Source organism: Ruegeria sp. S263 (assembly GCF_056780525.1).
Genome location: NZ_JBQUVJ010000003.1, coordinates 551,162 through 572,895 on the forward strand (window position 1 = coordinate 551,162; position 21,734 = coordinate 572,895).

General features: G+C 56.2%; 22 protein-coding genes. 20 read left to right on the top strand and 2 right to left on the bottom strand.

Annotated elements, in window-relative coordinates:
* Positions 1 to 35: 35 nt before the first annotated feature.
* The 5 genes from ACT2B1_RS21190 (at position 36) to ACT2B1_RS21210 (ending at position 4,735) form a co-directional block, all read left to right on the top strand.
* A complete protein-coding gene (locus ACT2B1_RS21190; RefSeq protein ID WP_481669261.1) occupies positions 36 to 1,340 on the top strand; it encodes an aminotransferase class III-fold pyridoxal phosphate-dependent enzyme in 1,305 nt (434 codons plus the stop codon).
* Positions 1,341 to 1,723: 383 nt separating this feature from the next.
* Complete coding sequence (locus ACT2B1_RS21195) at positions 1,724 to 3,067, top strand: arylsulfotransferase family protein (RefSeq protein ID WP_481669124.1); 1,344 nt, start codon at positions 1,724 to 1,726, stop codon at positions 3,065 to 3,067.
* A gap of 15 nt (positions 3,068 to 3,082) precedes the next feature.
* Complete coding sequence (locus ACT2B1_RS21200) at positions 3,083 to 3,334, top strand: hypothetical protein (protein WP_481669125.1); 252 nt, start codon at positions 3,083 to 3,085, stop codon at positions 3,332 to 3,334.
* Between the two features lie 8 nt (positions 3,335 to 3,342).
* Positions 3,343 to 3,720: a hypothetical protein gene (locus ACT2B1_RS21205; protein ID WP_481669126.1), complete on the top strand. Its 378-nt coding sequence runs from the start codon at positions 3,343 to 3,345 to the stop codon at positions 3,718 to 3,720.
* Positions 3,701 to 4,735: a sulfotransferase gene (locus ACT2B1_RS21210; protein ID WP_481669127.1), complete on the top strand. Its 1,035-nt coding sequence runs from the start codon at positions 3,701 to 3,703 to the stop codon at positions 4,733 to 4,735. The genes ACT2B1_RS21205 and ACT2B1_RS21210 overlap by 20 nt, the downstream gene beginning before the upstream one ends.
* 383 nt (positions 4,736 to 5,118) lie before the next feature.
* Here ACT2B1_RS21210 and ACT2B1_RS21215 read toward each other — a convergent pair whose 3' ends face one another.
* Together ACT2B1_RS21215 and ACT2B1_RS21220 are read right to left on the bottom strand one after the other, a co-directional pair.
* Positions 5,119 to 5,991, bottom strand: coding sequence for an amidohydrolase family protein (locus tag ACT2B1_RS21215; protein WP_171124874.1), 873 nt, complete (start codon positions 5,989 to 5,991; stop codon positions 5,119 to 5,121).
* Positions 5,988 to 7,001 (bottom strand): ester cyclase, encoded by a 1,014-nt coding sequence (locus ACT2B1_RS21220; protein WP_171124872.1) that lies wholly within the window; start codon positions 6,999 to 7,001, stop codon positions 5,988 to 5,990. Before ACT2B1_RS21220 ends, ACT2B1_RS21215 begins: the two co-directional genes overlap by 4 nt.
* Before the next feature lie 151 nt (positions 7,002 to 7,152).
* Between ACT2B1_RS21220 and ACT2B1_RS21225 the strand changes: the two genes are divergently transcribed.
* From ACT2B1_RS21225 to ACT2B1_RS21295, 15 genes are all read left to right on the top strand, one after another.
* On the top strand, positions 7,153 to 8,199 hold the full coding sequence (locus ACT2B1_RS21225; RefSeq protein ID WP_171124870.1) for an ABC transporter ATP-binding protein: 1,047 nt from the start codon (positions 7,153 to 7,155) through the stop codon (positions 8,197 to 8,199).
* Between the two features lie 74 nt (positions 8,200 to 8,273).
* Positions 8,274 to 9,485, top strand: coding sequence for an ABC transporter substrate-binding protein (locus ACT2B1_RS21230; RefSeq protein ID WP_171124868.1), 1,212 nt, complete (start codon positions 8,274 to 8,276; stop codon positions 9,483 to 9,485).
* Positions 9,486 to 9,552: 67 nt separating this feature from the next.
* Positions 9,553 to 10,575 carry a carbohydrate ABC transporter permease gene (locus ACT2B1_RS21235; protein ID WP_171124866.1) on the top strand — a complete coding sequence of 341 codons (1,023 nt, stop codon included), beginning with the start codon at positions 9,553 to 9,555 and terminating at the stop codon, positions 10,573 to 10,575.
* Between the two features lies 1 nt (position 10,576).
* The gene (locus ACT2B1_RS21240; RefSeq protein WP_171239175.1) at positions 10,577 to 11,731 is read left to right on the top strand and encodes a carbohydrate ABC transporter permease; all 1,155 of its coding nucleotides are present in this window, start codon (positions 10,577 to 10,579) and stop codon (positions 11,729 to 11,731) included.
* Positions 11,732 to 11,858: 127 nt separating this feature from the next.
* Positions 11,859 to 12,389, top strand: a complete 531-nt coding sequence (locus ACT2B1_RS21245; RefSeq protein WP_481669128.1) for an ester cyclase — start codon at positions 11,859 to 11,861, stop codon at positions 12,387 to 12,389.
* Between the two features lie 10 nt (positions 12,390 to 12,399).
* Complete coding sequence (gene hisD / locus ACT2B1_RS21250) at positions 12,400 to 13,731, top strand: histidinol dehydrogenase (RefSeq protein WP_171124860.1); 1,332 nt, start codon at positions 12,400 to 12,402, stop codon at positions 13,729 to 13,731.
* Positions 13,728 to 14,783: an ester cyclase gene (locus ACT2B1_RS21255; protein ID WP_481669129.1), complete on the top strand. Its 1,056-nt coding sequence runs from the start codon at positions 13,728 to 13,730 to the stop codon at positions 14,781 to 14,783. The genes hisD and ACT2B1_RS21255 overlap by 4 nt, the downstream gene beginning before the upstream one ends.
* Entirely contained in the window at positions 14,780 to 15,544 is a 765-nt protein-coding gene (locus tag ACT2B1_RS21260) for an SDR family NAD(P)-dependent oxidoreductase (RefSeq protein ID WP_171124856.1), read from the top strand. Before ACT2B1_RS21255 ends, ACT2B1_RS21260 begins: the two co-directional genes overlap by 4 nt.
* Positions 15,544 to 16,587: a LacI family DNA-binding transcriptional regulator gene (locus tag ACT2B1_RS21265; RefSeq protein WP_217351012.1), complete on the top strand. Its 1,044-nt coding sequence runs from the start codon at positions 15,544 to 15,546 to the stop codon at positions 16,585 to 16,587. Before ACT2B1_RS21260 ends, ACT2B1_RS21265 begins: the two co-directional genes overlap by 1 nt.
* The gene (locus ACT2B1_RS21270) at positions 16,584 to 17,573 is read left to right on the top strand and encodes a nuclear transport factor 2 family protein (protein ID WP_171124854.1); all 990 of its coding nucleotides are present in this window, start codon (positions 16,584 to 16,586) and stop codon (positions 17,571 to 17,573) included. The genes ACT2B1_RS21265 and ACT2B1_RS21270 overlap by 4 nt, the downstream gene beginning before the upstream one ends.
* A gap of 154 nt (positions 17,574 to 17,727) precedes the next feature.
* Positions 17,728 to 18,687 (top strand): cupin domain-containing protein, encoded by a 960-nt coding sequence (locus tag ACT2B1_RS21275; RefSeq protein ID WP_171124852.1) that lies wholly within the window; start codon positions 17,728 to 17,730, stop codon positions 18,685 to 18,687.
* Entirely contained in the window at positions 18,684 to 19,040 is a 357-nt protein-coding gene (locus ACT2B1_RS21280) for a class I SAM-dependent methyltransferase (protein ID WP_171124850.1), read from the top strand. Before ACT2B1_RS21275 ends, ACT2B1_RS21280 begins: the two co-directional genes overlap by 4 nt.
* Positions 19,041 to 19,114: 74 nt before the next feature.
* Positions 19,115 to 20,239, top strand: coding sequence for a cobalamin-independent methionine synthase II family protein (locus tag ACT2B1_RS21285; RefSeq protein WP_171124849.1), 1,125 nt, complete (start codon positions 19,115 to 19,117; stop codon positions 20,237 to 20,239).
* Entirely contained in the window at positions 20,236 to 20,931 is a 696-nt protein-coding gene (locus ACT2B1_RS21290) for an alpha/beta fold hydrolase (protein WP_171124848.1), read from the top strand. The genes ACT2B1_RS21285 and ACT2B1_RS21290 overlap by 4 nt, the downstream gene beginning before the upstream one ends.
* Positions 20,928 to 21,623, top strand: coding sequence for an RraA family protein (locus tag ACT2B1_RS21295; RefSeq protein WP_171124847.1), 696 nt, complete (start codon positions 20,928 to 20,930; stop codon positions 21,621 to 21,623). Before ACT2B1_RS21290 ends, ACT2B1_RS21295 begins: the two co-directional genes overlap by 4 nt.
* Positions 21,624 to 21,734 lie beyond the last annotated feature (111 nt).

A 21,734-nucleotide genomic window follows, 5' to 3' on the forward strand; every position in this document is an offset into this window, starting at 1 on the left:
GGGACAACGACCATTTCCTGCACCCGTGGGAAGGAATGGCAACTTTGGGCAAAAGCGACCGCACTTTTATCGAAGGTGCCAGCGGCATCCATGTGGTTAACGAAATAGGCGAACGCTTGATCGACGGACCAGGCGGGATGTGGTGCACTCAGATCGGTTATGGGCGAGAGGAGATGGCCGAGGCCATGGCTGAGCAGGCTCGAAACCTCGCCTATTTCTCTCCCTTCAACAACGCCAACTCAACTGCCGCGCTGTTCGCACGCGAAATCGCCAAACGTGCGCCGGGCGACTTGAACAATGTCTTTTTTACCACCGGCGGTTCGACTGCGGTGGATACGGCCATCCGCTTTGTCCACTTTCGAAACAACCTTTTGGGTCGGCCCGAGAAAAAGAAGATCATTTCAAGGCAAAAAGCCTATCACGGAAGCACTTATCTGGCGGCCAGCGTCAGTGGAAAAGAGCGTGACAGGCTTTGGCTAGACAAGGCGGATGACCTCGCACATTTCCTGCCCGACGTGAATCCGCTCTACCGTTCACCTGGTCAAAGCGACGAGAGTTTTCCAAAGGAGAAAATTTCCGATCTTGAAAACGCCATTGTAGCTCTTGGCCCCGAAAACGTTGCCGTTTTTATCGCCGAACCGGTTCTGGCATCTGGCGGCGTGATCGTGCCGCCGAATGGATACCACAAAGGCTGCCTAAACATCTGCAAGAAGTATGATGTTCTATATATCTCCGACGAAGTGGTGACGGCATTTGGGCGATTGGGCCATTGGTTTTCGTCAGATGCTGTTTTCGGCATTCAGCCTGACATAATCACTTGTGCCAAAGGAATGACATCTGGGTATGCGCCGATGGGTGCCGCGGTTATCTCTGACCGATTGATCGCAGACGTTGGAGGAAAAGATGCGACCTTCTCAAATGGCTACACCTATTCTGGTCATCCGGTTAGCGCGGCTGCGGGTTTGAAGAGCATTGAGATCATAGAGCGGGAAAAACTTCTCGAACACGTTCAAAAGGTCGCTCCGGTTTTTCAGGATCAGCTGCAGCATTTGCGACAGATTGATATCGTTGCCGATGTGCGCGGGATGGGGTTGATGGGATGCGTACAATGCTCAGTCGATGGTGATCCCCGGAGTGATCTGGGATGCGACTACGAGATTGGCGGCCAGATCGATATAGAATGCCAAAAACGTGGGTTATTAGTTCGACCTATTATCAACATGTGTGTTCTTTCACCGCCCCTTATCATCAGCGAAAGTGAAATTGAGCAGATGTTTTCTATCTTGCGCAAGGGGCTTGAAGCGACACGAACGTGGCTTGGCGGAATCAGTGAACAATGAAGAGCTTGCGCCACTGTTGCGGATGTCCGCAGACCGGTATGCCACCGCAGCATTTGAATTCCGTCCTAAATGTCCGCAACGGGCCGTTGTCACACATCCCGACAAAATGACTTATCGGCAGCTTTGTCCGCAGAGCAGACATTCGCCGCGATTGAGTGAATGACTGCTTCGAGCCCAAAGCGGAAGTTACCAAAGGCAGGTTAGTGGCGCATTGGAACTTCGATGACTTTCCATTAGCACACACCTCTGAAAGCAACCGTTTCATGTCCATTCGCCCCTAAACTTAGAGGAATTTCCACAATAACTGGAAATGCTTTGCCAGAAACGGCCAGAAGCCGTAACATGAGCCTGCGCTAGCAGCAACTCACGTTTGGATTTTTCATGTGCGATTGATAGCCTTTTTTGGTCTATTTTACTTGGTGGCGATGTCTTTTTTTGCTTGGGGCTTCGCAGCCGGGCGCTATATGTTCCCGCCCGCAAGGGTTATGGCTTCGGTTAAAAATGAGATAAGCTCTTTTGTAGCTGGCGACTCCACCGAGAACACAAGTGTCATTCAAAAACTGAGAAATGATCTTGGTGGAAGACCAGAGCGCATGATCCGGACGTTCAGCCCGAAGGACAGGTCCGTCTATTTTGAGGTAGAAGTTGCTGGTCTGAAATCCAGGCGTAATCAACCAAGGCTCATGCTTTCTGCGAATTCAGCCGATTTTCATCGGATTTTAGTAGGCGCTTTTGATTTCGAAGACGCGTTCTGGGGCGCTATTCTTTTGGATCCTAACGGCAAGGTAGTCCATTCGTGGAAACTGAATGGGGAGATTGAACAGCTCAGCGACCAGCCCGACACCTTGAAAAACGCCTATGGCATTGCAGTTTTGCGCGACGGTTCCATAATTTACAACTTACAGGAACGCGGCGGCGGATTGATCAAACGGTCCTATTGTAGTGAGCTTGTTTGGACAAAACCGGGTGAGTTTCATCATTCCGCTGAACCGACCGAGAATTTTGAAGCCTTATGGACGCTGGGCGGCGCTCAGCGTGATATGCATTCCGTTCTTATTTTGCTCGACGCGTCGACCGGGGAAACTATAAAGGAAATCAGCATGGCTGATGTTGAGAAGGCAAACCCGGACATTGCGATCTTAAATCTCTTCCGCGGACAGCCCAGCGGCACAGTACATCCAACGCATTCGAATGATTTGGAACCGCTGCCAAGTCATCTGGCTGAGGCCTTCCCTATGTTTGATGTGGGTGATCTTGTGCTCAACTACCAAGCAACCAATCTTGTGTTCGTTGTGGACCCGGATGAACTGAAGATAAAGTGGTGGCATCTGGGAGCGGTGGATGGCGGCCACGATCCAGATTGGCAGGCAGACGGGACAATCGTGGTGTTCGATAATCGTTTCAGAGCTGAGCAGCGAGGTATTCCGGCTTACTCGCGGATCGTTGCGATCGATCCGGTCCACAACAAATTTGACGTAGTCGTTGACGGTGAAGATTTTGACTTCTACTCCCAATTCAACGGTCGCCAGCATGTGACCGAGGCTGGTACTGTTATCATATCTAGTTCCACGCAGGGACGCATATTTGAAGTTGACCGTGCTTCAGGCGATGTTGTGTTTGATTTCATCAACGCGTACGATTGGGAGAAAGGGATCACGCTACATGTAAGTGAAGCATTTGTTGTGAAGTCTGATACCGCTGAAGCTTGGCTGGAAAACGAGTGCTAAGAATGGAGCGCAAATATGAAGGCATCCAATTTTTTTTCATTTAGTTGTTTGCTTGCGATTTCTACTGCTGCATTTATTTTGTCGGCGGGTACAGCGCAGGCGTATGTCGGACCTGGGCTTGGCTTGGGTACTATCGCCGTTGTTCTTGGTGTTATCGGATCCATCTTCCTGGCGATATTCGCAATTATTTGGTATCCGGCCAAACGAATGCTCAGAAAGCGTCGAGCAGCTAGAAGTGAAGGTGAATCCGACAAGGAAGCGAAATAGGTCGGGCAATGACATGGCTTTTTGCGGTATTGGCCAGCGTTTTCTTTGTTGAAACAATATGCAGGTTGCCATTCTCTGAAACACTGGCTCGGTTCAACGGCACGATTGGACGCGTCAGCAGAGTGATGCGTTCAGGCAATATCTCGGACCATTGGAAAGAGAAGTCCTTACCTCGCTACGCGATGAGGATTCTTTTGTCGTCAGTCGTGCTTTTTTTGATCATTTTGACCGCTTTTGTTCCAGTGCTGGTGTTAAGCTATATTGGCCAAGTACTTGAAATTAATTTCTTGTCGTTTGTCGCCACGTGGCGTGGCATGGTTTTCATGACGATCTGCAGTGTCGGTTTTGCAAAATTGCGCGGTTCCTATGTCAGAAAAAAACTATAACGCGGCTTCGAGATTTTTGCACCGAATTGCACTCAGCAAGCCTTTGGCGGAGCTATCATTCGACATGGATCAATTGTTGGTAAAATCCAATCTTGACGGAGTAAAGAACGAAAGACATGTCTTCGTTTCCGGGCTGGCGAGGGCCGGAACGACTGTGCTGATGCGTAGCTTGCATGAGACCGGGATGTATCGCTCGCTGACGTACAGGGACATGCCCTTTGTTCTGGCTCCCAACCTGTGGAGCAGGTTAATGCCAACAAAAACTCGCTTCAAATCTGCTTCAGAAAGGGCACATGGCGACGGAGTCTATGTCGACTTCGATAGCCCGGAAGCCCTTGAAGAAGTCTTTTGGCGCGTTTTCTGCGGTGATAGTTACATTCTCGCCGACCGGCTCGTCCCTATGCGTGTCACAAAAGAAACGAAAACGGCCTTTGTGAGATACGTTGCCAACATTCTGGCTTCCGACAAACGTACGCGGTACTTGTCAAAAAACAACAACAGTATTCTTCGACTTCAGGCACTTGCCGATTGCTTTCCACGCGCGGCACTTCTTGTTCCGTTTCGCAACCCTTTACAACACGCAATCTCGTTGCTTCGGCAGCACCTGCTATTCACAGAAAAACATGCAAAAGATCCATTCTCCCTCGATTACATGCGCTGGCTCGTTCACCATGAGTTTGGCATGGACCATCGACCGTTTAAATTCAAAGAAGAGACAAAACCTGCCGAACTGGCAAATGAAACACTTACGGTGGATTATTGGTTGAAGCTGTGGCGAGACACGTACCAGTACCTGATTGCACAAGCCAATGCCTCTTGCGTATTTGTCTCATACGAGCGGATCTGCGAAGATACTGCAAACGTGTGGCCTGCGCTTTGCGAGCATTTGGAGTTGTCATCTGGAGACATACCTGACCTTTCCTTGCGCGAGTCTCAAAACGAAATCGATTGTTCTGCCCAACTTCTTTCGGACTGTACCGAATTGTATCAAATCTTGTCAGAGAAAGCGCTGTGAAACTGTTGGCGCGGGCGAAGTTGTCCTACATCCCGCAGCATTTTTTGAATCATGGCATCAGCACTAACGCCTTTGATCAGCGATCCACCCCTCACCTCAGCGAAATCGCTTTTACGGCCGAGACACGCGTTAAAAGTTTAACTCGATCGTTTTTCTTTTCTTAAGCTAAGTACGTCCATCGGTTTGAAAGTCAGCATACGACTGTTTTGTCCGCAAAGTAGACGTCTAAGCAAGTTGCAGCGAATGACCGGTTAGAGCCCAACTGGACCTTGCTTCTTGGCGCAGCATCCTCCTCAATGGGCGGAAAGCGGCCATTCGCTGCGGCTGCAAAGCTGACACTCTTGAAACTACGCGGAAGCCTTTTAGTTCGCGTGCGTCCTACCCTAATCGATGTAGTAAAAGTGCCTTGATGAGTTGCAGAAAACGTCGGTGTGGTTCTCCCTCGGGATAAGGAGTTGATATCGATGAGCAAGCTCTTCGTAAGTAGACGAAAGGCTATCAACCGGAAAATTTGATCCGAACATGCAACGATCTGCGCCGAATTTTGACAAGCAGGTCGAAACGATGTGGGAGACGCTTTCTGCGCTCCAGTTGTGGTCAAACATCCCGAGGCCAGAAAGCTTACAATAGACCTGTGGCAGGTTCGACAGTGCCGTCAGCGCGTCCGCCCATTTCTGTATCCCCGTTGCGGACCGGTCATGGGGCGAGCCAGCATGGCAGAGCGCGATCTGCGTATCCGGGGCCTTCGCAAGCACACTTGCGGTTTGTTTCATCAGCTCGGGCAACAGTTGAAGATCAAAGGACAAACCGCGCTCGCCCAGTTGCCTCAGGCCAGACAGGAACCTTGGGTCCTGAAGCAGCGCATTCGTGCCCGTTTTTGCATCCTCTCCCGGGGCGCGGCCAATGATTTGACGCACGCCGCGCACAGACGGCAACGTTTGGAGGCGGTCAAGCTGTTCGCTCAAATCACCAGCAGTCAGGTCGCAGAAAGCAATCTGAACCAACGGCCAATCCGGGGACTGATCGGCCACTGACTGCACCCATTGCGCCTCGGCCCAAGGATCGGCTGCGCCGACCTGAACGTGAACCGATGCGGTGAAGCCTTGAGCCTGGGCATCTGCGCGAAACTCCGGCAACAGATAGTCCCGTTGAATCGAGGCTGGGTCGCCGAAAAAGCGGACGGCACCTTTTTCCATGAGCCAGGGATAGGTTACGGCCGTAAGGTCCCACAGATGGTGGTGCGCATCTATTCTCATGGTGTTTCGATTCCTGTGGTGCGGCCCAGAATGTCTACCCCTTGCCCTTTCCAGAAATGCAGCAAGTCGATGAAAATCCAATTCTCGGCCAGCTTGTCGCCTGCGCGGCGATAGATATCAATCACCCTGAACTCACCGGGTTTTCTGGTGGCTGGCATCCCCATAAACCCACCCGAAGGAATTGCAGTGAAATTGGGCCAACCAAAAAAGCCGCCATAGTGCCCCTCGGCCAAACGGCAGATATGGCTGGTTTTTGTCCGGTCTGTGAAAGTGGCCCGGAAGGGGCCCGAATGTTGCCTTGCGTATCGGTCGATTGAGTAGGTCGCGCCAATCCCCTCTGGGCCCCACCAGATCATGTCATCATGCCAGGCTCGGGCCAGTTCATCCTCAATAGATAACCCGCTGTCCCATTGGCCGAGATCCGATATCATTGCGTTGATGACTGCTAAGGTCTTTTCGCCCTCGTCGACAGGTTGTTTGTTCCATAGCAGACCGTCATGGGTCATTGGTCCGGGCTGAACCAGATGCGCCGCCGTTTGTGGTGGAAAGGGGTTCTGTCCGGCCTGAACCATCAGATGCGGTATATCAAAATACATTGCCGTTTCGACAATCCTGTCACCGACAATTTTGTAAAATGCGCAATAGCGCAGGAAAGCCAACTTGCCAGTGGGGCGGATGCCCAGCCACGGCTGGTCGAACAACCCCATCAGATGCCCCATGGATACAACCCAGACATCCGCATCGTCCCGCAGCGAGTTTTGCCCTGCAAATAGGATATCTATGCGGTTTTGCAGCCGTGTCAGGCTGCTTTTCAACGGTTGCCAGAAATACCGGGCAACTTGGTTGGCACCGATGATCTGGTTGAAGGGATGAAAGCCGCGCCACAGCAAATCAGGGGCGCAGAATTGGCTCAGGACATTTGAGGTTTCTTCCTGTGTCGCGGTTTCCAGCGCGTTGTGAAATGCAGAGACAAGGCTTTTTTCTGTCTGAAAGGTCACGGTATTTACCATTGCGATCAAGTTTTACGGTTGGTTTACAGCCGTTGTGAGTCGGGTGTTCCGCGCATTCTTGCATACGTATGCAAAAATGTCTTGCCAGAATTGATAAGTGCATATTACAGTTTTGCAAACGTATGCAAAACGAATCCTTGCAGGGGGCATCATGGCGGAAATTCAATTGCGCAACGTCGGCAAGCGCTGGGGCTCGTTCGTTGGGGTTCATAATTTCGACCTGACAATTGCGGATCGTGAGTTTCTGGTTCTGCTGGGGCCGTCGGGCTGTGGCAAAACCACGACGATGAGGATGATTGCCGGGCTTGAAGACGTGACCGAGGGTGAAATTCTGGTTGATGGCAGAGTCGTCAACGATCTTGAGCCCAAGGATCGGGACGTGGCGATGGTGTTCCAAAGCTACGCTCTGTATCCGAACATGAACGTCTATGAAAACATCCGCTTTCCTCTGAAAGTGCGCGGGATTGATCCCTCGACCCATGACGAAAAAGTTCGCCAGGCCAGCGCGATGGTGGAATTGGATGACTTCCTACATCGCAAACCTGCCGAACTGTCTGGTGGACAGCGTCAGCGCGTGGCGTTGGCCCGCGCCATCGTGCGCGAGCCGAACGTGTTCCTGATGGATGAACCGCTGTCCAATCTGGACGCCAAGCTGCGGGTTTCGACGCGGGCGCAGATCAAGAACCTCAGCCATGAACTGGCGGTGACGACGATCTATGTGACCCACGACCAGATCGAGGCGATGACGCTGGCTGACCGCGTTGTCGTCATGAAACAGGGCGTAGTTCAGCAGGTCGGCAGCCCGACCGAGATTTACGACCGGCCTGCCAATACATTTGTCGCCAGCTTTATCGGCTCGCCTGCGATGAACCTCATGGACGGAGAGGTGTCGGGCGGTGTGTTCCGCGCCGAGAACGTCCAGATTCCGGTCGATGCCCCCGATGGCCCCCTGACCTTGGGTTTCCGGGCCGAAGACGCGGGCCTTGCCGAAGGACAGGGCGAAATTACGGCTCCGATCTACACGCTCGAACTGCTGGGTGACGCGACCATGATCTCGGTCCGCGTCGGTGGTGCGCTGGTGTCCGTGAAAGCCGACAAAGCATTCCGCGCCGAGATCGGCGAAAGCGTCTCGTTCTCGGTGCCGAAAGACATCTGTCACCTCTTTGAAGCTGAAAGCGGTGCGCGGATCGGGGCATAGCCCCACAACAGCCCAACCGGGCACACAACCGGTCCGGACGTCGACGACGGACCGATCCTGACAGGGAGAAACGCATGAAACTCAAAACAATCCTCTTGGCCGGTGCCATGTCCTTTGCCGCCGCAGGCGCGTGGTCGGACTGTGCCTTTGAAAACGATGTCCCGCTAAAGTCGCTCTCGGCCGGGTTTGAAGCCTGGAAAGCCGTGACCGACGCGATGGCCGAGTGCGGCAATTTCAGCGCCTCGCTCGATCAGGAATTCCGCGAAAAACAGCCCGAAGCGTTTGCGGCTGATCCCGCGCTCTACCAGATTGGCGGCGTCTCGAACGCCACGCTGGTGCCGCTGCTGAACGCGGGCACTATCCGGCCGCTGGATGATCTGGTTGAGAAATACGGACAGGACCTTCTGCCGAACCAGTTGATCAAGGTGGACGGCAAAACCATGGCGATTGCTATGATGGTGAACGCGCAGCACCTGATGTATCGCGACGACGTTCTGGCCGAGCTGGGCATCGAAGAACCCAAGACCTATGCCGACGTTCTGGCCGCAGCCGCCAAGATCAAGGAAGCGGGCGCCATGGACTATCCGATTGGCGGTACGTTCAAGACCGGTTGGAATCTGGGTCAGGAATTCGTCAACATGTACCTTGGCGAAGGCGGCCAGTTCTTTGGCGACGGCAACATGCCCGCGATCAACAACGAACAGGGCGTAGCCGCGCTTGAGACGATGAAGGCCATGACCGAGTTCATGGACCCGGAATATCTGGTGTCGGACTCGACCTATGTTCAGCAGCAGTTCCAGCAAGGCAAGATTGCGATGGCGAACCTTTGGGCCAGCCGCGCGGCTGCCATGAACGACGAAGCCGAAAGCCAGGTGGTTGGTAAGGTTACGATGGCCGCAGCCCCGATGGGATCGGCTGTTCCTGCGACCACGATTTGGTGGGACGGTATCGTGCTGGCCTCGAACATGAGCGATGAAGAGGCCGACGCCGCCTTCCGTGTCGCACTGGAAGGTATGGATGGTGACATGGTCAGCGCCAACAACGACACGGCGGTCTGGCTCAGCACTGCGTATACCCCGGGCGATCTGGCCGCCGGTGCCGCGGCCTCGGCCGAAGGTGGCGCCAAAGCCTATCCTGCGTCCGGTCCGATGGGCATCATGCACACCTCTCTGGGCAATGGTCTGGCGGACTATCTGACCGGTGCCAAGGATGCGCAAACCACACTGGCCGACATTGAGGCGGATTACATCACCGCTGCGAAAGAGGCTGGTCTGATCAGCAACTGATCCTCTCTGGGGAGGGCCCTGCGCCCTCCCGCTTTTTCCACCCGAGAACCATGAGAAAGGCAGAGCCATGAATTTCCGGACATTTGCCGCCTTTGTCGGCCCCTCTGTCTTTATGATGCTTCTCTTTATCGCGTTCCCGCTGGTCAGCGTGTTCAAGCAGAGCTTTTACGTCACCCAGCCGATCTATGAGACGGTTGAGAAGGAAACCTGCACGCCGGGCTTTCTCACGCAGACCTGCGTGACCGAGCTGGTGTCGCAGCCGAAACTGGATGAACACGGCGAGATTATCACCCAGACCCAGTATGTCGGATTGCAAAGCTACCGTAACGTGCTAGAGCCCGAGCGAGCTTGGCGCGCGATCAGCGACGGGAATTGGCAGGTTCTATCCACGATCAACTTCTGGAAAGCGCTGCGCTTCACGCTGACCTTCACGCTGATCACGCTGCCTTTGGTGGTCGGATGCGGTCTGGGTATCGCGGTTTTGATCAACAATGCGGCCCGGTCGATACGAGGCCCCGTGATCTTTATCTCGCTGCTGCCCTTCATCATCACGCCTGTGATCGGCGTCTTGTCGATCAACTGGCTGTTTCGCGGCGACGGGATCATGACAGCGTTGATCGAATGGTGGTTGAACCGCGACATCGCGTTGTTTGCCCAGGCGTGGACGATCGAAATCCTGATGATGCTTTACCGCGTCTGGCACGTCGCGCCGTTTGCCGCCATCGTCTTCTATGCGGGTCTTCAGACCGTCAATCAGGACAGTCTGGAAAGCGCCGTCATCGACGGGGCAACGCGCTGGCAGCGGATGAAGTACATCGTGATCCCGCATCTGATGCCGCTGATCATCTTCGTGTCGATGATCCACCTGATGGACAGCTACCGGGTGTTTGAAGAGATCGTCGGCTTCTCGAGCCAAGGCTACGTCATCTCGCTGCAATGGCTGACCTTCGATTATCTGACGCCGGATCAGGCGGGTAACCGGTCGATCAGTCGGGCCTCGGCCAACTCGATGTTGACCATGATCGGTGTTGTCATCCTGCTTATCCTGCCGCTGCGCCGTACATGGCGCGATCACAAAGGAGGCCACTGATATGTCCTCACGCGCGCTTCGCCAGCCTTTCAGCCTGCGGCTGACCTCGAACATCTTTCTGGCGCTTTGGTGCCTGATTGCGGCCTTCCCGATCTTCTGGATCGTGGTGATGAGCTTCAAGTCACCCGTCGATGCCTTTGACAGCAACGCGCTGAACGTGATTTTTGGCCCCGCGACCTTGGGCGTCGGAAAGGGATTGTCCCTGCTGGATATCATTCTGGGTATCGCGATGATCTGGGGAACGATCACTCTGGCAACCAAAAAGCTGCCGTCGATGATCAAATCCTACACCAAGCCCAGGCAGGAGTGGTTTGGCTGGCTGATCGGCGTGCTGGCTTTGCTGGTTGGCTTCCTATTGCTGTTTTTTGTTGTACTTCCCGCCATTCTGAATGTGCTGAATCCAGTATTCGGTCCTTTGGGGCGGGACGTGCTGGGCCTGACCACCGAACATTACAAAACGGTCTGGATTGACCGGGGGTTCTCGAACAACTTCAAGAATTCTCTGATCGTTACGACCGGGGTGGTTACCGTGTCCCTGACCGTCGGAACGCTGGCCGGGTACGGTCTGGCACGGTCCGGGTCCACGCTGGCATTCTGGATTCTGATTGTGGCTTTGGTGTTCCGCGCACTGCCGCATTCGGTTCTGGTTGCGGGCTACCTGCCAGTTTTCATCAATTCGGCCGAATGGCTCAGCCCCATTCTGGGGGAAAACGCGCCGACCCTGTATGGCAAACCCTTCGCGGTCATCGCGGTTCTGGTTGCGATCAACCAACCCTTTACAATCTGGATGCTGCGGTCCTTCTTCCAGAATATCCCTGCCGAACTGGACGAGGCCGCCCGCGTCGATGGGTGCAGCCATTTTCAGGCGTTCCGCCGTGTGATCATGCCGGTGATGTGGCCGGGGGTCATCACAACCGGACTGTTCAGTTTCCTTCTGGCCTATAACGACTTTCTCGTCACCGCGCTGCTGCTGGATGCACAAAACCAGACGATGGTTCCCGCTATCGTCGGCATGTTCAACCGTGAGACCACGACCACCGATCAGGTTGTCGCCGTGGCCGCCGCCGTGTCGATCACCGCGCCGCTGATCTTCCTTGTCCTGATCTTCCAGCGTCAGATCGTCAGCGGTCTGACAGCAGGGGCGGTGAAAGGCTGATGAGCAACCACGCCCGCCATAACGCCATGTCGCGCCACCCGGCGCTGAACAGGATGCCCAGAGATTTTCTGAGTGTCGGGGGTCACGCCCCCAACACCACTCTCTGGCAACCTGAAAGGATATGGAAATGAAAGGTTCGCGCCCCGAACAAGCGGTTTTGACCCGTGACACTGACCTGAGCAAAACAGACGACACGCGCCGGGTTATCGAAACCATGGTGGATGGTCTGAATGACCATCGCATTGACGACATTGGCGAGTTTTTCGCGCAGGGCTTTCGCTGGATGGGCAATCAGGGCTGCGGCACGAAGACCGGCCTGCAGGAATTCCAGAACAACTGGCAGCGCCCGTTTCAGGCGGCGTTTTCCGACAAGGTCTGCATTGATGAGGCCCGCCTTTACATGGGGGAATGGGCTGCCGCCTTCGGCCGTCAGGAAGCAACCCATTCCGGCGAGTTTCTGGGCATCGCCGCGACAGGAAAGCGGGTCGAGATCCGGTACATGGATTTCTGGAAAGTCGTCGACGGCAAGATTGTCGACAACTGGGTGAACGTGGATTTTGCCCATGTCGCAGCCCAACTGGGCGTTGACCTGTTCAACGGTAAGGGCTGGGAAGCATTTGACCGAGGGGAAGAACTTCCACCTCGGCCCGAAAACTGAGGATTGAAAAATGGCAATCGAGTATCTCAAACGCGGTAAATCTGACGCTGACCGGGCCGAAGATGACGCCAAAACCCGTGCCGTGGTCGAAGCGACGCTGAAAGACATTGAAACCCGCGGCGATGTCGCCGTGCGCGAGCTGAGCGAGAAATTCGACAATTATTCACCGGCCTCGTTCCGGCTGTCGCAGGACCAAATCGAAGACCTGATCAGCCAGCTTTCCGACCGTGAGCTGGCGGATATCAAGTTCGCCCAAGAGCAAGTGCGTAACTTTGCGCAGGCGCAACGGGATTCGATGCTGGATATCGAGGTCGAAACCCTGCCGGGCGTTATACTGGGCCACAAGAATATCCCTGTGCAGTCCGTTGGTTGTTACGTTCCCGGCGGTAAGTTCCCGATGGTGGCTTCGGCGCATATGTCGGTGGCGACGGCGTCCGTTGCGGGGGTTCCACGCATTATCGCCTGCACGCCTCCGTTTCAGGGCAAGCCAAACCCTGCGGTCATCGCGGCCATGCATCTGGGCGGAGCACACGAAATCTATGTCATGGGCGGCATTCAGGCCATTGGCGCAATGGCGCTTGGCACTCAGACAATCAACCCCGTTCATATGCTGGTCGGCCCCGGCAACGCCTTTGTCGCCGAAGCCAAACGCCAGTTGTTTGGCCGTGTCGGCATCGACCTGTTCGCAGGCCCGACCGAAACCATGGTGATTGCAGATGAAACCGCGGCCGATGCGGAACTGTGCGCGACCGACCTGCTGGGTCAGGCTGAACATGGATATAACAGCCCCTGCGTGCTTTTGACCAACTCGCGCAAACTGGCCGAGGAGACTTTGGCCGAAGTTGATCGGCTGCTGGACATTCTGCCGACGGCGGACACCGCCAAAGTGTCGTGGGCGGAATATGGCGAGGTCATCGTTTGCGAAACCTATGACGAGATGCTGAAGGTGGCCGACGACATTGCCTCGGAACATGTGCAGGTGATGACGGATCGTGACGATTGGTTCCTTGAGAACATGACCTGCTACGGGGCGCTGTTCCTTGGGGCTCGCACCAATGTGTCGAACGGGGACAAGGTGATTGGGACGAACCACACCTTGCCCACAAAGAAAGCAGGGCGATACACGGGCGGTCTTTGGGTCGGCAAATACCTGAAAACGCACTCGTACCAGAAGGTTCTGACCGACGAAGCGGCAACTCTGATCGGTGAATATGGCTCGCGCCTGTGCATGCTGGAAGGGTTTGTGGGGCACGCGGAACAATGCAACGTGCGCGTTCGCCGGTATGGGGGCATCAACGTGCCATACGGAAAGGCCGCGCCGTATAGGGATGCGGCGGAATGAGTGACCAGCACAGTCTGCACAAAGACCTGATCGCCCCGCTGAGGGCAGCGATGTACGACTTTTCCGAAGCCGGGGTGCGTCGCGTCCTGGTTGATCTTTGTGCGCCCGATGCCTTGTTCCGCCTGTGTCATCCGTTCGGAGACATGACCGGCAGCGAAACCTACTACGATGGCGTTTACAAGGGCTTGCTGACGGCGTGGCCCGATCTGGAACGGCGCGACTATATCGTCATGGCCGGACCGGATGAGTTTGGCGCTGATTGGGTCGGTTGCGGCGGGTACTACACCGGCACCTTCACCGGACCATGGCTGGATATCCCGCCAACAGGTCATCAGGTCACGATGCGGTTCCACGAATTCTATCGGTTCGTGGACGGTAAAGTGGTCGAGATGCAGGCGCTTTGGGACATTCCCGAGGTGATGATGCAGGCAAATGCGTGGCCCATGGCCCCCAGCCTTGGCCGCGAATGGCACGTGCCCGGTCCTGCGACCCAAGATGGGTTCGTGCCCGGCCCCTATGATGCGGCCAAGGGCAAGGAAACCTGTCAGCACATCATCGACATGCTGGAATACCTCAAGAAACACCCATCAGAGGGCGGTCCCGAAGTGATGGAGATGGAGCGGTTCTGGCATCCCCGCATGAACTGGTACGGCCCGTCCGGGATCGGCACAGGGCGGGGTATTTCCGGGTTCCGCAACTGGCATCAGATCCCCTTCCTGAATGGCATGCCAGATCGCGGGCAATATGTGGATGACATCACCTATCACTTCTTCGGAGATGGAGAGTATGCGGCCGTCACTGGTTGGCCCAACATGATCCAGACTGTGACCCATGACGGCTGGATGGGCATTGCGCCTTCAGGCAAAAAGATCACCATGCGCAGCCTCGATTTCTGGCGTCTCGAAGACGGCAAAATTCGCGAAAACTGGGTGCTGGTCGATCTTCTGGATGCTTTTCGGCAGCTTGGCGTTGACGTCTTTGCCCGTCTGCGGGAATTCAATAAGGCCCGCAATCTGGGCCGTATCGAAATACCTGACGGAATGAGCCAATGACAGACCTGCCCCGAACGCCATCCTTTTCCCTGAACGGCAAAACCGCTCTGGTGACCGGAGCGTCATCGGGCATCGGGCAGGGATGTGCCGTTGCTCTGGCCGAGGCCGGGGCACATGTGGTGTGTGCGGCGCGCGGGGCAGATCGGTTGCAAGACACGGTGGCCGCGTTGCAATCGAACAGCTGGTCCGCAGAAGCATTGGTCGTGGATCAAACGGATCTGGAGGCGCTGAAAACCCTGTTTGCGTCCCGTGTGTTTGACGTCGTCGTCAATTCCGCGGGATTGGCGCGGCACAGCCGGGCGACCGAGACAACGCCCGAGGATTTCGACGCGGTCGCAAATCTGAACCTGCGATCCGCGTATTTCCTGTCGGCCTATGCAGGCAAGGCTTTGATCAACGCGGGCAAACGCGGCTCGATCGTCCATATCTCAAGCCAGATGGGTCATGTCGGCGGGATTGACCGGGCGGTCTATTGCGCGACCAAGCACGGGCTGGAGGGTATGGTTAAGTCGATGGCCATCGAATGGGGCAAACAGGGCGTACGGATCAACACCGTGTGCCCGACCTTCATCCGCACGCCGCTGACGCAATCGACCTTCGACAATCCCGAACGCGCCGCGTGGATCATGGACATGATCAAGCTGGACCGCGTGGGCGAGGTCGAGGACATCATGGGTGCCGTGCGCTACTTGGCGTCGGACGCGTCGGCGCTTGTGACCGGCACCTCCATGTTGATTGACGGCGGGTGGACGGCAGACTGATGGCTGAGAAAATTACATCCCTTCAGGTCGCGCAGCGCGCAGGCGTCAGCCAGTCCGCCGTCAGCCGCGTCTTCACGCCCGGAGCATCCGTCAGCAAGAAGACCGAGGAAAAAGTGCGCAAAGCCGCTGAGGAGTTGGGATATCGCCCAAACGTGCTGGCCCGCGCCATGGTCTCTGGCAAAAGCCGCATCATCGGTTTGGTGGTCGGTTATCTGGACAACTACTTTTATCCCGAAGCGTTGGAGAAACTGTCGAACGGTTTGCAGGAGCATGGCTATCACGTTCTGATATTCATGGCCTCTCGGTCGGCTGGCAACATAGACGACGTGATGGAGGAGATTCTGGATTATCAGGTCGACGGCGTCGTTCTGGCCTCGGTCCCGATGTCTTCCGATATCGCGACGCGGTGCCAGCAGGCAGGTGTCCCGGTTGTCCTGTTCAACCGTAGTCAGGATATCGAGGGGATCACTACCGTCACGTCGGATAACTACGCAGGCGGCCGAAAGGTGGCCGAGTTCCTTCTGGCGGGTGGGCACGAACGGATCGGCTATATCTCGGGGTGGCAGGGCGCCTCGACTCAGCGTGACCGCGAGGCGGGTTTTCGGGCGGTGTTGTCCGAAGCGGGTCGATCCGTGTTTGCGGTGCAGGACGGGATGTTTCACACCGAAAACGCCCAAGCCGCTGCGCGTCAGATGTTTGATGTAGACCCCGACGAACGCCCCGACGCGGTATTTGTGGCCAACGACCACATGGCATTGGCCGTGATGGACGTAATCCGGTTTGAACTGGGGTTGCGCATCCCCGAAGATGTCTCGGTCGTTGGTTATGACGACGTTCCTCCGGCTGGATGGCCAGCGTATAACCTGACAACGATCCGACAACGGGCCAATCTGATGGTCGCGGAAACCGTCGCGGCCCTGCTGGACCACATTCAAAATCCCGATGCAGCCGAGCCACGCAAGGTCGCGATTGACGGCCCGCTGGTCGTGCGAACCTCGGCGCGGCTGCCGCGGGGCTGGACTCCACAAAGGACAGAAACATGAAGGGCTTTGATCCGAAATTCCGGGATTTCCCGGACTATATCGTCGGTATCACCAAGGAAATCTGGGAAGATCGCGGTATCGCGACCTTGCACGACTACTACGGTGAGGACATCGTGGTCCGGTCGCCCGGTTCCGTCGTTTTGGGGAACCAGAACGTGATCGGCGCGACCATGGCGACCTTGGCAGAGTTCCCGGATCGCCAGCTTCTGGGCGAGGACGTGATCTGGTCCGGCACCCCGGAACAAGGCATGCTCAGCTCTCATCGCATTCTGTCCACGGCCACACATTTGAGCGAAGGCGTCTATGGCAAGCCCAAGGGAAGCAGACTGCAATACCGGATCCTCGCGGATTGTCATGCGAAAGATAACAAGATCGATGACGAATGGCTGATCCGGGATCAGGGGGCGATCGTCCGTCAGTTGGGCTGGGATCCCAAGGGCTATGCGGCCGATCTGATCGCGCGGGAAAGCGGCCCTGAAAAATGCGTCCGGCCCCTGACCCCATCCAACGATGTCGAAGGTCCCTATAAGGGAAAGGGAAACGACAACGCGTGGGGCCAGCGCCATGCCGATCTGCTGACCCGGATGATGAACGCGGATATGGGCGCGGTCGAGCGTGACTATGACAGGGCCGTGCAATCCGAATACCCAGGTGGTGTGACAGGGCATGGGTGGGATCCGGTTGACCGGTTCTGGATGTCATTGCGTGCCGCGATGCCCAACGCCACGTTCACCATCCATCACCAGATCGGGCGCGACGATCCCAACATGCCGCCGCGCTCGGCCCTGCGGTGGAGCCTGCACGGAACCCATGACGGTTGGGGCACATTTGGCGCGCCGACAGGGGCCGAGCTTTATGTTCTTGGCATCAGCCATGTCGAGTGGGGAGAGCTGATTGGCGGCGACATCAGGGTTCGGCGCGAGTGGACCCTGTTCGATGAAACCGCTGTTTGGAAACAGGTGCTGCTGGCCACAGGGGACGTGTAATGCCGCAAAGCCTTGCCTTGCTCGACACCAGCGAAGGAACCCGGCGACTGCATTGTCACCGGGCGTCTTTGCGGGCAAGGCGGCTGAACAATCGTCCTCCGGGCGCAATGGGTTCGATCGACCTGCCGCACTGCTATTCGTTTCGGAGACTATCATGAGCACAATACAACACCGCATCGTTCGCTATGGCGAACTTCGGCCCTGCAAAACCGCCTTTATCGACGCCCACACACCGGGATCGGACCAAAAGGAAAACTTCACGATCATCGGCGGCGGGGTGTCCGAGTCGCCTGATCAGCACGTCCACATCACCGATAAGATCGGGTTCAACATTGGCGCGGCGGGACAGCCGCCCAAGTGCCGCAACTCGCTGCACAGCCATACAACTGCCGAGGTGTTCTTTGTTGCCAAGGGCTGTTGGCGCTTTTTTTGGGGTCGCTATGGGACAGCGGGCGAGTTCATCGCCGAAGAGGGTGATATCTTCAACATTCCCACGGGTATCTTCCGTGGTTTTGAAAATGTCGGCCAGGACTACGGCATGATCATGTCGATCCTTGGCGGGGATGATGCAGGCGGCGGGGTGACATGGGCTCCGCAGGTGATCGAGGACGCGCAGGCGCATGGGCTGATGCTGGGTGACAACGGGGTTCTTTATGACTCCAAGAAAGGGCAGGAACTGCCTCACAACGTGCATCCTATGCCGGTGCTGACCGACGAACAGTTGAAAGACTACCCTGAGGTTCCGGTCGAAGATGTGGTTGGCAAATACGTTGCTCGTTACTGGGACCTGATGGCGCTGTCAGCCAATAAACCGGCCCAAGTGATCGGTGAAAACGGTCTGATTAAGGATAAGCCCGGGTTCGAGGTCGACTTCCTTGGGCGTGGATCTAGTGTGACCGATCCGGTTGTCGCTGAGAAACCGGTTGTTCTGATGCCCGCAAGCGGACACTGGCGGGTTTCGGTCGAGGGGTTTGAAACCACAATATCAAATGGGGATACTGCCTTGGTTCTGCCGGGGGAACGCTATAGCGTTGAACCGTCGATGACCGGGCAGGCGGGTCTGTACCGGATCAAGGCGACTGACGACCCGGCAGGAGCAACCTGGACTGGATGATCGCGGATCCCGAAGATACCCACGCCGTCTACGAGCGTCAGGCCAAGGCTTATGACGATCAACGGTCGCGTGAGCGCTGGCCAAATGCTGATTGGCGCCAGGCGGACGGGCGTACTTTTGAGTTGGATCAACTTTTCGATGGGATCATTGCCTGGAACAATTTCTCCCACCTGACTGCAGACCAACAAAAAGAAGGTATCGCCCGCATGGCGCGCCATGGTGGAATGTTGTTGCAGACCGTTGGCCCCAAAGCGGGGGTAGAGCACGGCACGGTTGGAACAGAAAGCGTTTATCACGCCTCGTTGTCTCCGACCGGCTATCCCGTGTGCCTTGATAAAGTGGTCTGCGTATGACTGGGCTCCTTGCAAAGAAAAAGGAAACCGAAAGCCACAGCGTGCTGATGGCGCGAAAGAATTAGGAGGGCTCAATGTCGGTCCAGACTACTCATGTCGGGTCTTTGCCGCGTTCGCAGGACGTGGTGGATTTCATCTTTGCCAGGGAACGGGGCGAACCCTATGACGTAGCCGCGTTTGATGCCTGCATGTCCGACGCCGTAACTGAAACGGTGAGCAAGCAAGTTGAAGCCGGGGTGGACATTGTTAGTGACGGCGAGACCTCAAAGATTTCATACGCGACTTACGTAAAGGACCGTTATACAGGCTTTTCCGGTGACAGCCCGCGTAACGCCCCCGCCGACCTGAAAATGTTCCCCGGCTTCCTGCAACGGTTGGCTGATGACGGTGGCACACCACAATACGCGCGCCCCATGTGTACCGGAGAGGTGCGCTCGAAGGGGCAGGGCGAACTGGAAAAAGATATAGCCAATCTCAAGGCCGCGATGACGCAGCATGGGGTGAAGCGCGGGTTTATGAACGCTGCGTCGCCGGGCGTGATCTCGCTTTTCTTGCAGAACGATTTCTATTCGACGCGAGAGGCCTATCTGGCCGCCCTGGCCGATGCGATGAAAGAGGAATACGAAACTATCGTTGCTGCCGGTTTGGACTTGCAACTGGATTGCCCCGATCTGGCCCTGTCTCGCCATATGCTGTTCACTGATTTGTCTGATGAGGAGTTTGTCAGGATCGCCAACATGCATGTTGAGGCCCTGAACCATGCGCTGCAGAACGTGCCGCAGGATCGCGTCCGGGTGCATATCTGCTGGGGTAACTACGAGGGTCCGCATTGCTGTGATATTGCGATGGACAAGGTTTTCAGCACGCTGATGGCCACCAAGTCGCGTTATGTCCTGTTCGAAACGTCCAACCCGCGCCACGCGCATGAATGGACCGTATTCCGCGACCGTAAAGCCGAAATCCCCGGTGACAAGGTTTTGGTGCCGGGCGTGGTCGATACCACCACCAATTTTGTCGAACATCCAGAGCTTGTCGCCCAACGGATCGACCGATTCACCAGCATCGTCGGTACGGATCGTGTGATCGCAGGCAGCGATTGCGGCTTTGGTACTTTCGCCGGGTTCGGCGCGGTGGACCCGCAGATTGCCTACGCCAAGCTCATCGCACTGTCCGACGGCGCAAAGCTGACCAGTGCATGACGCCGCTTATCTTCTTACCGGGCATGATGTGCGATGCCCGCCTCTTCGGTCCTCAGATCCAGGCTTTGTCGGGCAGGGTGCCCGTGATGACCTTCCCATTGAGCCAGCACGACGATGTAGAGGCGATGGCGGCCGATACCCTGAATCATGCGCCACCAAACTTCGCCCTCGCTGGCCTGTCCATGGGCGGTATCGTGGCGATGGAGGTGGTGCGTCAAGCACAAGACCGGGTCACGCAATTGGCTCTGCTCGACACCAACCCGCTGGCCGAAAAGCCCGAGGTCAAAGCCCGCCGCGCGCCGCAGATGGCGGCTGTAAGTGAGGGTCGACTATGGGATGTGATGCGGGATGAGATGAAGCCCAACTACCTTGCTGACGGTCCCCGGCAAGGGGCTATTCTTGACCTGTGCATGGCAATGGCAACCGATCTGGGCCCGGATGTGTTTCTGCGCCAGTCGCAAGCGCTGATGGGCCGTCCAGACCAATGCGCGACCCTTTCATCCTACGCGGGCAAAACACTGGTCCTGTGCGGGCGTGACGACGGACTTTGCCCGGTTGAACGTCACCAGATGATGCATGACCTACTGCCGCAAAGCACGTTGGAGATCGTCGACGGGGCAGGTCACTTGCCCACACTGGAAAAACCCAAGGAAACCACAGCGGCCTTGATCCGCTGGCTGGAGGACACATGACACCATCCCTATTGTCTCTGCTTCGCAAGGTCGACACGCCCACCGTCTGCAACGCCATTGAGGTGGCGCAGGGCAAACGCGGGTTTGACCGGTTCACGCGTGGCACCATGCTCAGTTCGGCACCGAACGAACCGGCAATCGTCGGCTATGCGCGCACCGCTAAAATTGCAGCGGTCCATCCGCCGACCGAGCCGCAGGAGGTCATCAAATGCCGACGCATGGCCTATTATAAATATATGGCCGAAGGCCCAAACCCATCAGTCGCGGTGATTGAGGACGTGGATTACCCGGACTGCATCGGAGCTTATTGGGGTGAGGTCAACACTACGGTTCACAAAGGCTTTGGCATGTCTGGCGTGGTGACCAATGGTGTCATGCGCGACCTCGGAGACCTGCCCGAAGGTTTCCCAGTTGTCGCCGGTTCGATCGGGCCGAGCCATGGTTTCGTCCATGTCCGCGAGATCGACACGCAGGTCTCGGTATTCGGTCTGACGGTCAATTCGGGAGAACTGATGCACGCCGACCGACACGGTGCTCTGGTGGTTCCCGAGGATGTCGTCGATCAATTGGAAGCCGCAATCCAAAAGCTATTGACAACAGAGCACATTATCCTTGACGCGGCGAGCCAGCCGGGATTTGATTTTGAAGTATTCGAAACCGCTTGGTCAGCCTTCGAGAAAGCGAGGGTATGAATTTAGGTCACTTCGTCTTTGCGTCAGCAATGGTTTGCCAAAAGTGAGCCTAAGTGAGGGTTAGTACTGAGGCTATCAAAAACCACTTTAGAATTAGAGCATGCCGCGCTG

What these genes read in the sequence shown, in the direction of transcription:
- ACT2B1_RS21190 (WP_481669261.1), top strand. Translation starts at nt 36, where the DNA reads ATGGCAACTTTGGGCAAAAGCGACCGCACTTTTATCGAAGGTGCCAGC.
- ACT2B1_RS21200 (WP_481669125.1), top strand. Translation starts at nt 3,083, where the DNA reads ATGAAGGCATCCAATTTTTTTTCATTTAGTTGTTTGCTTGCGATTTCT.
- ACT2B1_RS21205 (WP_481669126.1), top strand. Translation starts at nt 3,343, where the DNA reads ATGACATGGCTTTTTGCGGTATTGGCCAGCGTTTTCTTTGTTGAAACA.
- ACT2B1_RS21210 (WP_481669127.1), top strand. Translation starts at nt 3,701, where the DNA reads ATGTCAGAAAAAAACTATAACGCGGCTTCGAGATTTTTGCACCGAATT.
- ACT2B1_RS21215 (WP_171124874.1), bottom strand. Translation starts at nt 5,991, where the DNA reads ATGAGAATAGATGCGCACCACCATCTGTGGGACCTTACGGCCGTAACC.
- ACT2B1_RS21220 (WP_171124872.1), bottom strand. Translation starts at nt 7,001, where the DNA reads ATGGTAAATACCGTGACCTTTCAGACAGAAAAAAGCCTTGTCTCTGCA.
- ACT2B1_RS21225 (WP_171124870.1), top strand. Translation starts at nt 7,153, where the DNA reads ATGGCGGAAATTCAATTGCGCAACGTCGGCAAGCGCTGGGGCTCGTTC.
- ACT2B1_RS21230 (WP_171124868.1), top strand. Translation starts at nt 8,274, where the DNA reads ATGAAACTCAAAACAATCCTCTTGGCCGGTGCCATGTCCTTTGCCGCC.
- ACT2B1_RS21235 (WP_171124866.1), top strand. Translation starts at nt 9,553, where the DNA reads ATGAATTTCCGGACATTTGCCGCCTTTGTCGGCCCCTCTGTCTTTATG.
- ACT2B1_RS21240 (WP_171239175.1), top strand. Translation starts at nt 10,577, where the DNA reads ATGTCCTCACGCGCGCTTCGCCAGCCTTTCAGCCTGCGGCTGACCTCG.
- ACT2B1_RS21245 (WP_481669128.1), top strand. Translation starts at nt 11,859, where the DNA reads ATGAAAGGTTCGCGCCCCGAACAAGCGGTTTTGACCCGTGACACTGAC.
- hisD (WP_171124860.1), top strand. Translation starts at nt 12,400, where the DNA reads ATGGCAATCGAGTATCTCAAACGCGGTAAATCTGACGCTGACCGGGCC.
- ACT2B1_RS21255 (WP_481669129.1), top strand. Translation starts at nt 13,728, where the DNA reads ATGAGTGACCAGCACAGTCTGCACAAAGACCTGATCGCCCCGCTGAGG.
- ACT2B1_RS21260 (WP_171124856.1), top strand. Translation starts at nt 14,780, where the DNA reads ATGACAGACCTGCCCCGAACGCCATCCTTTTCCCTGAACGGCAAAACC.
- ACT2B1_RS21265 (WP_217351012.1), top strand. Translation starts at nt 15,544, where the DNA reads ATGGCTGAGAAAATTACATCCCTTCAGGTCGCGCAGCGCGCAGGCGTC.
- ACT2B1_RS21270 (WP_171124854.1), top strand. Translation starts at nt 16,584, where the DNA reads ATGAAGGGCTTTGATCCGAAATTCCGGGATTTCCCGGACTATATCGTC.
- ACT2B1_RS21275 (WP_171124852.1), top strand. Translation starts at nt 17,728, where the DNA reads ATGAGCACAATACAACACCGCATCGTTCGCTATGGCGAACTTCGGCCC.
- ACT2B1_RS21280 (WP_171124850.1), top strand. Translation starts at nt 18,684, where the DNA reads ATGATCGCGGATCCCGAAGATACCCACGCCGTCTACGAGCGTCAGGCC.
- ACT2B1_RS21285 (WP_171124849.1), top strand. Translation starts at nt 19,115, where the DNA reads ATGTCGGTCCAGACTACTCATGTCGGGTCTTTGCCGCGTTCGCAGGAC.
- ACT2B1_RS21290 (WP_171124848.1), top strand. Translation starts at nt 20,236, where the DNA reads ATGACGCCGCTTATCTTCTTACCGGGCATGATGTGCGATGCCCGCCTC.
- ACT2B1_RS21295 (WP_171124847.1), top strand. Translation starts at nt 20,928, where the DNA reads ATGACACCATCCCTATTGTCTCTGCTTCGCAAGGTCGACACGCCCACC.